Consider the following 15,976-nt stretch of genomic DNA (forward strand, 5'->3'; position numbering starts at 1 on the left):
AGAAGAAGGTGAAAACCCATTCATTTTAGATTCAGATGAACCGGATATTGATAAATTTTCCCAATTTTTAGACTCGGAAGTTCGTTATACTTCCTTGAAACTGACATTTCCGGAAGTTTCTGAAACCCTTTATGCCAGAGCGAAAGAAGAAGCACTGGAACGCTATATGGGTTACAAATGCCTGGCTGAAAATAAAAAAATTAACTCGAAAAAGTTTTATTCACTTCGTTGTCTCCAATCTCAGGAACCCTTAGGGGCAATGTCATTAACTTAAGTAGTACATTGCAACAAACAATAAAGCGATTCTCTTCTATTTTGAAGGGAGTTGCTTTTTTTTAGCCCGAATACGGTAAAAAATTGTATAGAAGAATTAGAATTAAATTAATAAAAATTAAAGATTGCGCTTTTTAGGGGGTCCGAGCCTGCCACTTGACTTATTTCACTTAACCCGTCTTTCGAGCAAAAACAGAAAAATTTCACAAGTTCAGCTAATTCAGGGCTCACAAACCGCATAAAATGGTGAAAATAATCGAAAATCGCAAATGTAGTGACCGAATATAGTAATTAAAATATTTTTATATTGACTCCTTTTAAAAGCTATTGTATAATGGGATTATGTTTATACGAGAATTTAAAACGAAGAAAAAAGAGATTACCTACTATAACCACAAACTGGTGGAATCCTACCGTAATGCTGAGAACAAACCAAGACAACGGATCATCATGAGTCTAGGAGACCTGAAGGACTTACCAAAGGCGTGCTGGAAGGAGCTTGCCTTCATCCTGGAACAGAAGATGACCGGACAGGAAACCTTTGTTTCCCCTGATCCGGAGCTGGAACGCCTGGCTGATCAGCTTTACGCATCCGCTGACTTCTTTCAGAAGAAGGTTGAAAGTAAAACCCTGGCTGCAAAGCAGCAGGAATGCGTGTCCGTGGATATCAATTCGGTTCAAACGGCACAGTCACGCGCTATCGGAGGAGAACTGATTGCTAAAGAAATGTGGGATCGCCTTGAACTGACCCCGATTCTTTCGGACTGCGGTTTTTCAGCTAAGGAGATTGCAGTGTCACAGGCTCTCATCCTAGGGCGACTCATCCACCCCTCCAGCGAACTGGCCACCCATCGGTGGTTCAATGAGCAGTCGGCGCTTTCCGAAATGCTTGAGACTGATATCCGGGGTCTGGGCACGGACAGCTTCTATGCTATAAGGGATCGACTGTTTGAAAACAGCCCGGCCATTGAGCATGCGCTTTACAGCAAAGAAACCAGCCTTTTTTCACTGGATCGAAAGTGGTTCCTGTTTGATCTCACCAATACTTATCTTGAGGGAAGCGGCAGGGATAATGAGCTTGCCCGTTATGGGGTATCCAAAGAAAAACGCCGGGACTGTCCCCTTATTTCACTGGCACTTATGGTGGATGGGCAAGGATTCCCTGTTTACAGCCGGATTCTCAAAGGAAACCAGTCGGAACCGGAAACCCTGAAAGATGTTCTTGATGAACTTGAAAAGCGGGATGATCCGATTTTGCTGAACAATAAGCCCACTTTCATTATAGACCGGGGCATTGCCACTAAAGACAATATGGCATTGATCAGGGCGTATGGTTATACCTACACCCTCATTGAACGCAGTCCTCTGGAAAAGTCTTATGCCTCAGCCTTTGAAGAACTCAAGGGATTCCTTGAGGATTCGAACCCCGGGTCTGATCCAGCAGCAGCTTTGGCTGCGGCTGGATGGGAAACCATCCGAAAAGAAGCCGATGTTTATGCCCGGTCCATCCTCACCGAAACCGGCACCCGGGTGCTGGTGCTCAGCACAAAGCGCGCCGACAAAGAAAATGCCATGGTCAGCGCCAGAGAAGAACGGTTTTTAACCGACATTGAGAAACTGAAACATTCCATTGAAACCGGTCATATTAAAGTTGCCGGGAAAGTCATGGAGCGCATCGGTCGTCTCAAAAAGAAATACAAAGGGTTTGGGAAGCTGTACGACATTCAGGTCATCCTCAGTGAGGATGAAAAAACAGCCCGCAGCCTTACCTGGACGAAGCTCTGCGCAGCCGCAGAGAAGACCATCCTTTCCGGTTGTTATGTCATTGAGACCGACCGACAGGGATTAAGTGCAACCCAGATCTGGGAGGACTTTATGACCATTACCCGGGTGGAAGCAGCCTTCAGAGATTTAAAATCCGAACTGGGTTTCCGACCGATCTTTCCCCATAAAAAAGAACGCACCGAGGCCCATCTCTTTATCGGTGTCCTTGCCTATCATCTCCTTGTCTCCATTGAAACAACCTTAAGAGTTGCAGGCGATACCCGAGAATGGCAGACTGTCCGGGAGATTCTGTCAACCCATCAGCGGTCAACCATTATCATGACTGGCCAGGATGGCACCATTTACAACATCCGTATCACCGGAAACCCTGAAAAGAACCATCATGAGATCTATAAGATCTTCGGAATTGTCAATTTAATCAAACGCAGGAAAACGACGGTTAACGAGAGAAGGTAGTGACAGAAAAAAAGAAAGGCCTGCAGGCGTTTCTACTCGAAACCCGGGTTCATGAAATTATATCATAAAAACAAAAGCCACATTAAAAAACTTCATCAAACCAATAATCTTAAATTCAAATTAAGATTATTGGTTGATGAAGCTTATTTATTTTTTGGTTAACTTAACCTACATTCTTTCAGGAGCCGTAACTCCTAAAATCCCCAGGGAGTTTTGGATAACCTGCTGGGTTGACTGAATTAACGCTACTCTGGCTTTCATTAAAGTAACATCTTCAATGCGAACATGACAGGCATTATAGAAGCTGTGGAAAGCTGACGCCAGCTCAATGGTATAACGTGTAATCCGACTGGGGTCCGAGCGTTCTTCGGCCATGATAATTTCATTTGGGAACAGGGACAGGGTTTCTAATAGGTGAAACTCCTCTTTTTCTATTAATCGGGTGAGATCCAAGGGTACATCCTCTGCAACCTCTTCTGCCATTTGCCTCACGATACTGCAAATACGGGCATGGGCATATTGAACATAAAATACTGGATTATCACTGGATTGTTCAATGGCCAAATCCAAATCGAAATCAAAATGGGTGTCCGGTGATCTCAGATTAAAGAAGAACCGTGTGGCGTCCACGCCAACTTCATCAATTAAGTCAGTCAGTGCAATGGCTTTTCCCTGACGCTTGGACATTCGGGCAACCTCTCCATCTCTTAAGAGTCTCACCAATTGCATAATGACTACTTCAAATTGATCCGCATTAATTCCAACCGCTGTAAGAGCACCTTCAAGCCTTGCAATATGACCATGATGGTCTGCACCCCAGACATTGATGCATCGATCAAATTTTCGATTTATAAACTTATCCATATGATAGGCAATATCAGCCATAAAATAAGTCGGTAGCCCATTGGCACGAATGAGAACGTCATCTTTATCGGATCCAAAGGATGTTGACTTAAACCACAGGGCGCCATCCTGTTCATAGGCAAACCCGCCTTTTTTCAAAAGTTCGATGGTGGATTCAATGGCACCGCTGTTATACAGACTTTGCTCAGAAAACCATACATCATAATGGATGCCGTATGCCTTAAGATCTTTTTTAATTTGGGTCAGATTTTTTTCAAGGGCATAGTCTACCAGAATTTTCTTACGGGCATCACATTCCAATGACAAATGCTGATCCCCTTCAAGTGCAATAAAATCCTTCATATGCTCGGTAATGTCATTTCCCTGGTAGCCATCCTTTGGAAATGCAATGTCTTCTCCCAGCAGTTGTCGATAACGGGCATCCAGAGAGTCCCCAAATTTTACAATCTGATTTCCGGCATCGTTAATATAAAATTCCCGGGTTACTTCATAACCTGTCCAAGCGGCAACGGAAGCAAGAATATCACCAATGGCGCCGCCTCGGGCATTCCCCATGTGCATCGGGCCTGTGGGGTTTGCTGAAATAAATTCCATATTAAAGGTTTTTCCAGTATTTTTATCACTGTGGCCATAGTTTTCCTTTAAGGCTGATATCTCTTCCAGGGCTGAATACTGCCAGGTCTTCTTTAACTTGAAGTTAATAAAACCCGGACCGGCTATTTCCACTGTATCAATGTAAGATCCTTCTGTTTCCATGTTCTCCAACAGTTTTTCTGCAATAAAACGCGGTGACTTTTTTGTCTGCTTTGGTAATTGCATGGCCATATTAGTTGAATATTCCCCATGTTCTTTTTCCCGGGGCATTTCCAAAAAAAGGTCTGGCATGGTTTCTATGGAGAAAGCACCTGTTGCCACCGATTTATTCAGGGCATTTGCCATGATCTCCTTAATCTGTTCTTCTACCTTTTCACGAATATACATTATTTTATCCTTTCGAGCCTCTTTTTTCGAATTATTAACATAAGTAGGTAATTGCGAAATTCATAAACACAACCGTAAATTGCTTTGATGTCAGTTTTCATAAACAATTTTGCAACGTATAGGCGAACAGTTCAATGAACTGTCCGACGTATAGTGGAAAAATTGTTTCATGTAAACTGACAGTGAAGCTCACAGTACTTTCGCAATTGCTTATTAACATAAGTCAGAGGAGAAGCACCAATGTGCTTCTCCTCTGACGATTTCACTATCCCGGCATTATTGGGTGATTTTAATATTCAGAACATTTTGAGAATTAGTAATGCCTTCAATTTCAATATTATAGTCAATCATTACCTTTGTCGGTTCTTTTAAATCGTTATAATTTACCAATACATCCTTTGTCAGAATTCCCATGGTCACATCCCCAAAGGGTGTGGAATACCATGTGAGATTCCGCTTTCCGCTTTCGAATTCCATAATGGAATTGGTGGTTCCCAATCGAATGACTGACACTTTTTGCTTATCAACGCGAAGGGTTGTGACTGTGCCTTCCATACCTGACACTTCAGATTCTTCATATGTTACACATGCCCCATCGGATTCTTTATATAAATCTCCTTCGGTGAGAAACTCAAGGTTATCCTTATCTTCTTCGTTCTTAACGGATCCTGAAATGGATACCCATACTTTTTTTCTTTCTTCAGTCATTGGTCTCCTCCTGGAGGGTTGATTTCTGACATTATTAAACCATTGATTGGTTTATTTATCAAGATAATTTATTATTCTCTTAAGTTTAATTAGGGTAGAGTGACCCGTTTTCGGTTGGCCGATGCAATAATTTTATCTACCAGATCTGAATAGCAAATGTCAGTGGCTTCCCACATTTTTGGATACATGCTGATGTTGGTAAATCCCGGAAGGGTATTGACTTCATTAATAAGGATTTGTCCATCCTCGGTAAGGAAAAAATCCACACGGGAAAGTCCTGAGCCTTCAATGGCTTCAAAGGCCTTAACAGCATATTCTCGAATCATTTCCGTGGCTTCATCTGAAATATTTGCCGGAATCACAACTTTTGAATCCTGGGTATCTGAATATTTGGCTTCATAATCATAGAATTCTTTTGAAGGAATGACTTCTCCCGGAATCGATGCACACAGCATGCCGCCATCATCAAGGACTCCGCATTCAATTTCTCTGCCTTTAATAAAGGCCTCCATAATCAATTTATCATCATAAATAAAGGCTTCTTCAATGGCAGCAATGAGTTCTTCCCGATTATGGGCTTTGCTGATCCCAACGCTGGAACCCATATTGGCTGGCTTCACAAAAATAGGATACCCCAGTGCTTTTTCCATTTCTTCAAGTTTTCCTTCAGGGTCCTTCTTCCAATCATTTTTACGGAAATACCGGTAGTTTCCGGTTGGAATTCCCACACTTTCAAACATGATCTTTGAAAAAACCTTGTCCATACCCACCGCCGAACTCAGTACACCGCAACCGATATAGGGTTTGTTCAGCATTTCAAATACACCCTGAATGGTGCCATCTTCTCCCATTGGGCCATGGAGAACTGGAAAAAACACATCAATTTTTGTGATTTCCGGATGGGCAAAAATCGAAAAATCCCCAATAAGATTTTTACTATCCTGTTCCCAGGAGCCATCCTTGATCTTTTCATGATCTCCTGAATAAAGATACCACTTGCCTTTTTTCGTAATACCAATGGTTACAATGTTATATTTCTCTTGATTAATGACTCTTAATACATTGTATGCCGAAACCCGTGAGACTTCATGTTCTCCGGATTGTCCACCAAAAATCACACCTATATTGAGCTTATTTTCCATCTGTGCATCCCCCACTTTTCTATTTTTCTAACTCATTTTAAAGAGTTTTAATTCAGACACTCTCGAAAATCCTCTTCGGTTATAACTCTTAACCCATTTTCTTTAAGCATTGCTGTGGTAAACCCGTCACCATCCACAAGTTTTCCTGTAAAACTCCCGTCATATACTTTTCCGCAACCACAGGAAGGGCTTTTACTTTTTAGAATTGCAATTTTCGCCCCGGATTTCCGGGCTACTCCAAGGGTAATTTCTGCTCCCAGCGCAAAACTGTCGGTAACCTCACTTTTGTCATCATTATACACTTTACGTTCATCATTGACCACCACTATCTCAGATGGATTTCTTGGTGTTGGCAGTCCGGCCAACACCTCAGGACAGACTACAATGGCTTGACCCTGAAGCGTAAGATCCCGGAGTTCTTCCACCAGGCATCCCGTTTCATCATAGCGACATTTGATTCCTACCAGGCAGGCTGAAACCAGGATCGGCTTCTTTTTATCAATGGCTTCGTTTAAACTGTTAAAATCTTTTAAATTCATCTCTATTCTCCTTTTATTTTAATGTCCCTTAGTTAATTGCAAAATTCATAAACACAACCGTAAATTGCTTTGCTGTCAGTTTTCATAACCCTAAGAGATCGCTTTGCGAATTTCTTAGGGTTCGCGGGCAGTCGCCAACTACAAGCGAGCTTGTGATTGGCTCGTTGCCTTCGCGAAAATGATTTTGTAACGTATAGGCGAACAGCTCAACGAGCTGTACGACGTATAGTGGAAAAATTGTTTCATGTGAACTGACAGCAAAGCTCACGGCACTTTCGCAATTAGTTATCGGTTTCGGTTTCTGCTACTTTTTTCGTATTCTGAGCCCCTTTGGATAATGGTTCTTAATGATTCCTTCGCTTGCTTTTCCAAAACCCAGAGAATCCCCTTGATATCCAATCAATACCCAGCCTTTTTCCGCCACCAGGTTAAGTGCTTCCCCTTTTAAATAGTGGTAGGCCTGATCTTCTTCTTTAAGATCACACACATTTTTGGCCTCTGACAGTTTTAGTGCCATGGCCAATGCATAACTTGGTTCAAAGCGATTCTTTTTAAACTCACCTAAATGGAGGCCCGGTCTCAGAACCTTCAAGTTGGAAATGGTTTCAAGCGCCAGGCCTTCAGGAAGGGCATAAAGATGTTCCCCTGATAAATAGAGTCGATGTTCAAAACTTTTGTAAAAGTCCTTATCTAAAGAGTCCCTGGCAAAGCTCTCATAGTCCTGGAGCTCTGCTCTGGTTGCTTTTTTTAATCGTGATTTTGCATACCCTTGTTTTGCATTATTTTCATCTGAACAAGGACCGACTTTTACCAATTTTGCAATAAAATGGCCTTCGCCTTTGACCTTCATGGGCATGATACGAAGTGCATTTTCAATGGACTTTGTATTTTTTCTGGTCCATTCCACACGGCCATGATCCTCCAGGCCGGTAAGTTCGATGCTTTTTAATTCATAGGAATATTTATTGATAAAAGCCTCAATGATCTGTTCATTTTCTTCCGGAGAAAAGGTACAGGTTGCATATACCAACACCCCCCCCGGCTTTAATAGACGGTGGGCGGTTTCTAATATTTTTTCCTGTTTCCCAACACAACGGTCTACCCGTTCCAGACTCCAGTCTGAAAGTGCTCCGGGATCTTTTCTGAACATGCCTTCTCCTGAACAAGGGGCATCCACCAGAATTTTATCAAAGCGCTGGTAAAACGAATCTGCCAGCCGCTCTGGAAACTCATTGGTGACCACCGCATTGGCAATACCCATCCGTTCAATATTTGTGGATAGGATCCCGGCTCTTGAGTTCACCAGTTCATTGGCAACCAGAAGGCCCCGACCCTGAAGCTTTGCTGCAATCTGGGTGGATTTTCCACCTGGGGCGGCACAAAGATCCAGTACCCAATCCCCTGGCTCCGGGGAAAGGGCTTCCACTGCGGCCATAGCTGTGGGTTCCTGAACATAATAAAGACCGCAATAATAATAGGGGTTTTTCCCTGGTCGAATCGTACTGTCAATATAAAAGCCTTCATGACACCAGTTTACTTTCTGGGTTTCAAAGGGGAGCTTTCCCGATAATTTTTCCGGGGCCAGCTTAAGTGTATTGGTTCTTATGCCTTTACTTTCAGGTTGGTCATAGGAATTAAACAGTTCGTCACTTCCCTTTCCCATGAGGATTTTCATTTTATCGATAAAGTCCTGGGGTAAATTCATTTTTTATTCCTCATTTCCGGGTTATATGTGGTAAATCGTTTCTTATCATTTCTTATTCTTATATGAATAAAAACACCAACGAAAAGCGCTGGTGTTTTTATCTGCAATTAGTCTTAATTAGTATAAGTTCATTTTTTTGGTTTTGCAAATATCATCCGACCGGCAGCTGTTTGTAAAATACTGGTGACTAAAACCTGTGTTGAGGTCCCAATGTATTTTTTACCGTTTTCAACGACAATCATGGTACCATCATCCAGGTATGCGACTGCCTGACCGCTTTCTTTTCCACCTTTTACTAAGAGAACACTCATTTCCTCACCAGGGAGTACAACCGGTTTGACTGCATTGGCCAGCTCGTTAATGTTGAGAACATCCACTCCCTGAACGGTTGCTACCTTGTTAAGGTTATAATCATTTGTAAGAATCCTACCCTTTGTCAACTTACCTAATTTTACCAGCTTAGCATCCACCTCACGGGTATCATCAAAATCCTGTTCGGTAATTTGAACCTCGATGTCCAAGTCCGTTTGAATTTTATTCAAAATATCCAAACCACGACGTCCACGGTTTCTTTTTAATTCATCTGATGAATCCGAAATAAGCTGTAACTCATTAAGAACAAAAACCGGGATCACCAAAGGACCTTCAATAAACCCTGTTTTGCAGATATCAAAAATTCGTCCGTCAATAATGACACTGGTATCCAATAATTTTGGAATGGCAGCATTCTTCTTTTTGATAGAACGCTTTTGACTTCCCAGGACACTACTTTCCTTTTCCCGTTTGCTGTTTTGGAAAGCCAATAGAATCTCTTCACGTTTTTTAATCGGCAAAGTAAATCCGATGTAGCCCAGAACAATATAGATAATCATGGTAAGAATACCACCAACCCATGGAAATGGAATTTGGTAAAATGCAAAGCTTATTAACATAGCGATAATCAATCCGATAACCAAACCGCCAATTCCCAGCCCGATATCAATGAGGCGCACATTTTCCATACTGGTTTCAACGATCTTCGACAGCTTTTTAACACCACTGAGCATCAGTGGAAATAGAATAAAAAATATGAGTCCAAAGAGAATTATAAGAACGGCGTAAATGATTAATTGAGTTTCAGGGCCTATGACGATGTTAAGGGATTCCTGAATCCAAGTATTAGAAATAATCATATTTGCTGATGCAATTCCCAAAAGGATCCCAATGAGAGCAAAGAAAAACCGAAGTATCTTCTGTATCATTTAATTCACCTCCTTTCCTATAAATGAACTTTCATTATAGCAATAAATTCTTAAAATTGCACTACAAAAAAAACAAAAGACGTGAAATTCACGCCTCGTTGCTTACTGAACTATTAATTAATTCTAAAATATCATCTTTATCACTTTTTTGAATCAAAACCATCTCACTGATAATAAAATTTCGTGCATTGTTCAGCATTTTCTTTTCTCCGGTTGAAAGACCTTTTAACCGATCCAGAAGGATGAGGTTTTTAACAACCCTTGCCACTTCAAAAATATCACCGGTTTTCAATTTTTCAAGGTGTTCCCGATACCGTCGGTTCCAGTTTTTTTCCATCACATCCATGGGTAATTTTAATGTTTCAATCATCTCGTCAATAACTGCCTGGCTTACGATGTTTCGCACTCCTATTTCATCAACCTTATCCACTGGGATTAAAATCTGCAGTCCCTCTGAAACAATCTGCATTATATAGTAAGGTTTTCTTTCTTCAAATATTTCTCGCTCTTCAATTGCTTCAATGACACCTGCTCCGTGCATTGGATAAACAATTTTATCTCCAATTTTATACATTATAAACCACTCCTATCGTCGCTTCCTATAGCTATTATACCACAATAAAAGGAATAAGCCTATCATTCTATAAAAATTTTATTCCTTTGTCAATGATTTTTTAAATAATCATGGTCAAACCAATCCGCTTTCGTTTCAAATCAATGGCAAGAACCTTAACGGTAACAACATCTCCCAGAGAAAGTGCTTCGGAAGGATGTCGAATAAAACGATCCGTAATCTCTGAAATGTGAACCAGCCCATCCTGATGAACGCCAATATCCACAAAGGCACCAAAGTCAATGACGTTTCTAACGGTGCCCACTAACTCCATATCCACTTTTAAATCATCCATGGATAACACATCGGATTTCAAATGCGGCTTCGGTGCGTTTTCCCGGGGATCACGACCGGGCTTTTTCAGCTCATTGAGAATATCATAAAGGGTCGGGACCCCAATTTCAAGGTGCTTGGCAGTTTCTGCCACATTTATGTCATTAAAGAATCCCTGCTCCTGACTCCCTAATTCTTTTTTTGAAATTCCCTTAAGCTTTAAGAGTTTTTCCACACTTTTATAGGTTTCGGGGTGAACCCCGGTATTATCTAAAATATTATCCCCGTCGTCAATGCGCAGAAAGCCTGCGCACTGTTCAAAGGCCTTGGCCCCTAACCCTTTAACCTTCATTATTTCTTTTCGGTTTTTAAAGGAACCAAGGGTGGTTCGATAGTCTAAAATATTTTTAGCAATGGTTTTATTGACGCCGGCCACATGCTTAAGCAGTGATACCGATGCCCGGTTTACATTAACCCCAACATTATTCACCGCATCCTCTACCGTGGCTTCTAAAACCCGTTCCAGCTCTTTCTGGTTGACATCGTGCTGATACTGTCCGACACCAATATGCTTGGGATCAATTTTCACCAGTTCAGATAGGGGATCCTGAAGTCGTCCGCCAATGGAAATGGCCCCACGAATGGAAACATTAAGGTCCGGATATTCTTCGGTGCCTAGTTCCGATGCTGAGTAAACCGATGCTCCGGCTTCATTGACAACAACATATTGAACCGGAACCGTTGTTTTTTGAATGGCCTCGGCAATAAATTGTTCGGATTCCCGGGAAGCAGTGCCATTGCCGATGGCAATGATATCCACCTGATGACGTTCAATGAGCTCAAGCAGTTCTTTTTCAGCTTCCTTTGCCTGACCTTTACCCAGGGTTGGATAAATGGTGGTGGTATCTAAAACTTTTCCATTAGGGTCTAATACCGCAATTTTGCATCCTGTTCTGAAAGCGGGGTCAAAGCCCATGGTTGTTTTTTCTTTAAATGGTGCCTGGAGCAACAGCTTTTTAAGGTTCAGGGCAAACATCTTAATGGCACCGAGCTCTGCCCGTTCCTTTAGCGTTCCCCGAATTTCCCGTTCTATGGCTGGTGCAATCAGACGTTTGTAGCTATCCTCAATGGCGGCTAATAAAGTGCCCGAGGGGGCCTTTATCAATTCTTCTTTCAAGTAGACATCAATTTCTTCTACCGGTGCCAGAATTTTGACTGACAGCGCCTTCTTTTTTTCGCCCCGGTTTAAAGCCAAAATGCGATGATCCTTAATGGCCTTAATGGTTTCAGTATGGTCAAAATACATTTCCAGCTCTGGATTCTCTTCCTCCATGCCTTTAACCACTGTGGATTTTATCTGGCCCTTTTCAAAGGTCATTTTACGGATAACACTTCGGTACGTTCCATTATCCGCAACGATTTCGGCAATGATGTCCTGGGCGTATTGAAGGGCTTCTTCTACTGAATTGACCTCTAACTCAGGATTAATATAACTTTCTGCTGCTTCTATTAATTCAGGTTCCGTTGTTTTTTGTTCTAAAACAAGCAGGGCCAGTGGCTCTAAACCCTTTTGTCTTGCAACAGATGCCCGGGTTTTCTTCTTTTGCTTATAGGGCAGGTAAAGATCTTCTATTTCCTGAAGGGTTTTTCCCTGTGAAATCGCGGTTTTTAATTCCGGGGTTAACTTCCCCTGTTCTTCAATGGTACCGCACACTTCTTCTTTGCGCTTTTCCAGCTTTCTTAAATAAGTCAGGCGAACATCCAGATCCCTTAAAATGGCATCACTTAAATTTCCGGTGACTTCCTTACGATAACGGGCGATAAATGGGATAGTATTGCCTCCATCAATAAGAGCGATGGTATCCTCTACCTGCTGGGGACGTATTTTAAATTCTTCTGCTAATTGATTTACTAAGTATTCCACGAATGACTCCATTTCTTTTTTGTGCTAATCTACTACCTTTTACAACTGTCTGTTTTAAATATTTCAGAGTTTATCTTAACATTTCTTTCGAATTATAACAATTTTTTATCCTGACAAGCCTTAATTCATTCTTAACCGCATCTTTTTTCATTATCATTTTTCCCCCTGATTGTAAAAAAACAACAGTCATGATAAAATATTTTATAATAAATGAAAAGGAGCCCCCTAATGGCTATAAAATTTATTGTGGATTCCATGTGCGAAACAAACAGTGACATATTGAGTCGCTATGATTTTGATATATTGCCCATTCCGGTTACCCTTGATGATAAAACCTATTACGACGGCATTGATGTGACCTCAGAAATGATTATTGACTTTGTCACTAATCATAAAAGCACCTTCCCAAAAACGGCTCAAATACAACCGATGATGATTATTAACACCTTTGAAAGCCATCTTAAAAATGGTGATGATCTTATTTATCTGGCTTTTTCTTCAAAGCTTTCAGGTACCTACCAAACCGCACAGCTTCTGGGAAAAGACTTACAGGAAAAATATCCGGACCGCAGGATTACCATTATTGATTCTCTGTCTGCAACCACAGGATCCGCACTGATTTTACATCAGGGTTTAAAACTTAGCAAGCTCTGCCGTTCTTATGAAGAAATTGTTGAAACCATGACTTTTTTATCAAATCATGTTCAGATCTTTTTTATGGTCGGAGATATTAAGTGGCTGGCTCAGGGCGGACGAATCGGCCGCAGCGCCGCCATGATCGGAGAGATGTTAAAAATCGTTCCGATCCTCACCATTAAAAACGGCGAGATCCAGGTTTATGAAAAAATTCGGGGACAGAAAAAAGCCCTGAAAAAGCTCCTTGCCACAGTGAATGAGAAAATGGGAGAAAACCAGGATCAGATTGTCGGATTTATTCAAATCACCGCACCTGAACTTCAGGAAAAAGTGAAACGCTATATGCAAAAAGAATTCAATGTTACTAATTTTATGATTCCCGAGAGCGTCGGGGCGGCTCTTACTGTCCACATTGGCACCAATTGCCTTGGGATCATGTTTTTTGATGAATTACCCGATAATTATGTGAATGTTTGCCCTTAGAAACAGGTTATAAATAAAAGAGACTGTTGCCATTTTATTGCAACAGTCTTTTTTTATTTTCTTCATCTATTATTTTTTTGATTTAATGAGGTTAATCAGTCCGCCGGCTAAAAGCATTTCTTTCTGACGCTCAGAAATTTCAATGGCCATGTTATAGGTCAGGCCCTTTGTTTTATTAACAAGGGTCACTTTACCGGCTTTAACAGCTTCCTGGGCATTTTCAATGATCAGCTCATCACTTTGGGTAATGGTGTCATAGTCCGCTTCATTTTCAAACACCATGGGAAGAATCCCATTATTAATCAGGTTATTTTGATGAATTCGGGCAAATGATTTTGCTGCAACCCCTTTAATTCCCAGAAAAACCGGTGCCAGTGCTGCGTGCTCACGGCTGGAGCCCTGGCCGTAGTTTGAACCGCCAATAATAAATCCGCCATTATTATCAAGGGCACGCTGTGGAAAATCAGCATCACAGGGGGCCAGACAGTATTCTGAAAGATAGGGAATGTTGGAACGGTAAGGTAGCAGCTTTGCATTGGATGGCATAATATGATCCGTGGTAATATTATCTCCTACCACAATGAGAGCCTTTCCTTCGACCTTTTTCTTTAATGGTTTCGTTGCCGGAAAAGGCTTAATATTCGGTCCTTTGATCACGACCACTTCAGACCCTTCCGGGGCAGGTGCCACGACCATGGTATCATTTAATAAGAACTTTTCCGGCATGGTAATTTCAGGAAGATTTACTTTTCCCAATGGGTTGGTCAATACGCCTTCAATGGCAGAAATCGCCGCTGTTTCGGGGCTTAACAGGTAAACATCTGCAGAAGGTGTTCCAGATCGTCCGAAAAAGTTTCGGTTAAAGGTTCTTAATGAAACGGCATCGGTGCAGGGTGCCTGACCCATTCCGATACATGGACCGCAACCACATTCTAAAACACGGGCACCAGCATTTAATAAGTCAGCCAATGCTCCATTCTCTGCCAGCATGGTTAATACCTGTTTGGAACCTGGTGCAATCACAAAGGATACATTTTCAGGAACTGTTTTTCCGCGGACAATGGCTGCAACCTTCATGAGATCCAACCAGGAAGAGTTGGTACAGCTTCCAATGGCCACCTGATTGAGTGCCAGGCCTTCAATTTCTGAAACCTTAACCACTTTGTCCGGGCTATGGGGGCAAGCTGTGAGGGGTTCTAAAACCGTCATATCCACTTTTACAATTTCATCAAATATTGCATCTTCGTCAGCACAAAGAGGTTGATAGTCTGCAACCCGACCCTGGGCATCTAAAAAGATTCGAGTCATTTCATCGGATGGAAAAACCGAGGTTGTCGCTCCCAGTTCTGCACCCATATTTGTAATGGTGGCACGTTCAGGAACTGTCAGGGTTTTAACACCTTCTCCGGTATATTCAAAAACCTTGTTAACCCCGCCTTTAACCGTGCATTGCCTTAAAACTTCTAAAATAACATCCTTAGACGATACGCCAGACCGAAGCTTTCCGGTTAACTCTACTTTTACCACCTGAGGCATGGTAATAAAATAAGGATCCCCTGCCATGGCAACCGCAACATCAAGTCCTCCGGCACCAATGGCCAGCATTCCTAAACCGCCGCCTGTTGGAGTATGGCTATCAGAGCCTAAGAGCGTATCTCCCGGAACCCCAAAACGTTCAATCTGGACCTGATGACAAATACCGTTACCAGGTCTTGAATAATAAATGCCGTGTTTTTTTGCAACGCTTTGAATATAAAGGTGATCATCCATGTTTTCAGGACCTTCCTGCAGCATGTTGTGATCAATATATGCCAGGGATTTTTTTGTTTTCACCCTTGGTACACCCATGGCTTCAAATTGTAAATAGGCCATGGTTCCTGTAGAATCCTGGGTAAGGGTTTGATCAATCTTAATGCCGATTTCCTGGCCTTTCACCATTTCTCCTACCACAAGATGTGCTTTAATAATTTTTTCGGTTAGTGTGTATCCCATTTAAATTCCTCTTTCTTTTTTCCTTTTTTAATAAATCAATTATCCTTAGTATAATTTCAGAGTGCTGACAAACCTCTTGCCGGACATTTAATTGATCGTTGTGTGCTGCATGATCGTACAGGCTACGCCTGTTCGCCATGATGCACACAACATGATGCAATAAAAATCCGGAAAGAGGCTTGTCTAATTACTTTGTCTACAATCTACATTTATCCTTTAGTCTGATTTTTCTCATACCATGACAATTATAACATTATTTTTATTATATTTCCATTATTTTGCTTTCCCATTTACATCTTCAGATTTCTTTCAAATTATGATATACTGTTACCTTGTAAAACAATATAACTTATCATTGGAA

General features: G+C 41.6%; 12 protein-coding genes. 3 read left to right on the forward strand and 9 right to left on the reverse strand.

The features are described 5' to 3' along the window. Nucleotides 1-274: hypothetical protein (locus VIK44_RS09825; RefSeq protein ID WP_331553727.1), on the forward strand; the 274-nt coding region annotated here is incomplete at its 5' end. A gap of 341 nt (nucleotides 275-615) precedes the next feature. Beyond that, nucleotides 616-2,514, forward strand: coding sequence for an IS1634 family transposase (locus VIK44_RS09830; protein WP_331553728.1), 1,899 nt, complete (start codon nucleotides 616-618; stop codon nucleotides 2,512-2,514). A 168-nt stretch (nucleotides 2,515-2,682) separates the two neighbouring features. Here VIK44_RS09830 and argS read toward each other — a convergent pair whose 3' ends face one another. From argS to VIK44_RS09870, 8 genes are all read right to left on the reverse strand, one after another. Continuing rightward, nucleotides 2,683-4,362 carry an arginine--tRNA ligase gene (gene argS, locus VIK44_RS09835; protein WP_331553746.1) on the reverse strand — a complete coding sequence of 560 codons (1,680 nt, stop codon included), beginning with the start codon at nucleotides 4,360-4,362 and terminating at the stop codon, nucleotides 2,683-2,685. 273 nt (nucleotides 4,363-4,635) lie between these two features. Next, entirely contained in the window at nucleotides 4,636-5,067 is a 432-nt protein-coding gene (locus VIK44_RS09840; RefSeq protein ID WP_331553729.1) for a DUF1934 domain-containing protein, read from the reverse strand. Nucleotides 5,068-5,156: 89 nt separating this feature from the next. Continuing rightward, entirely contained in the window at nucleotides 5,157-6,209 is a 1,053-nt protein-coding gene (locus VIK44_RS09845; protein ID WP_331553730.1) for a D-alanine--D-alanine ligase family protein, read from the reverse strand. Between the two features lie 47 nt (nucleotides 6,210-6,256). Continuing rightward, the gene (locus tag VIK44_RS09850; RefSeq protein WP_331553731.1) at nucleotides 6,257-6,748 is read right to left on the reverse strand and encodes a DUF523 domain-containing protein; all 492 of its coding nucleotides are present in this window, start codon (nucleotides 6,746-6,748) and stop codon (nucleotides 6,257-6,259) included. Nucleotides 6,749-7,052: 304 nt separating this feature from the next. Further along, nucleotides 7,053-8,453, reverse strand: coding sequence for an RsmF rRNA methyltransferase first C-terminal domain-containing protein (locus VIK44_RS09855; RefSeq protein WP_331553732.1), 1,401 nt, complete (start codon nucleotides 8,451-8,453; stop codon nucleotides 7,053-7,055). 128 nt (nucleotides 8,454-8,581) lie between these two features. Continuing rightward, the gene (locus VIK44_RS09860) at nucleotides 8,582-9,694 is read right to left on the reverse strand and encodes a PIN/TRAM domain-containing protein (RefSeq protein WP_331553733.1); all 1,113 of its coding nucleotides are present in this window, start codon (nucleotides 9,692-9,694) and stop codon (nucleotides 8,582-8,584) included. A gap of 88 nt (nucleotides 9,695-9,782) precedes the next feature. Next, on the reverse strand, nucleotides 9,783-10,268 hold the full coding sequence (locus VIK44_RS09865; RefSeq protein WP_331553734.1) for a CarD family transcriptional regulator: 486 nt from the start codon (nucleotides 10,266-10,268) through the stop codon (nucleotides 9,783-9,785). A 100-nt stretch (nucleotides 10,269-10,368) separates the two neighbouring features. After that, a complete protein-coding gene (locus tag VIK44_RS09870; protein WP_331553735.1) occupies nucleotides 10,369-12,504 on the reverse strand; it encodes a Tex family protein in 2,136 nt (711 codons plus the stop codon). A gap of 228 nt (nucleotides 12,505-12,732) precedes the next feature. Between VIK44_RS09870 and VIK44_RS09875 the strand changes: the two genes are divergently transcribed. Next, nucleotides 12,733-13,623 (forward strand): DegV family protein, encoded by an 891-nt coding sequence (locus VIK44_RS09875; RefSeq protein ID WP_331553736.1) that lies wholly within the window; start codon nucleotides 12,733-12,735, stop codon nucleotides 13,621-13,623. A gap of 69 nt (nucleotides 13,624-13,692) precedes the next feature. Here VIK44_RS09875 and VIK44_RS09880 read toward each other — a convergent pair whose 3' ends face one another. Then, nucleotides 13,693-15,615: an aconitate hydratase gene (locus VIK44_RS09880; protein ID WP_331553737.1), complete on the reverse strand. Its 1,923-nt coding sequence runs from the start codon at nucleotides 15,613-15,615 to the stop codon at nucleotides 13,693-13,695. Nucleotides 15,616-15,976 lie beyond the last annotated feature (361 nt).

Origin of the sequence: Acetobacterium sp. (assembly GCF_036508315.1) — a bacterium.
Classification (GTDB): Bacteria; Bacillota; Clostridia; order Eubacteriales; family Eubacteriaceae; genus Acetobacterium.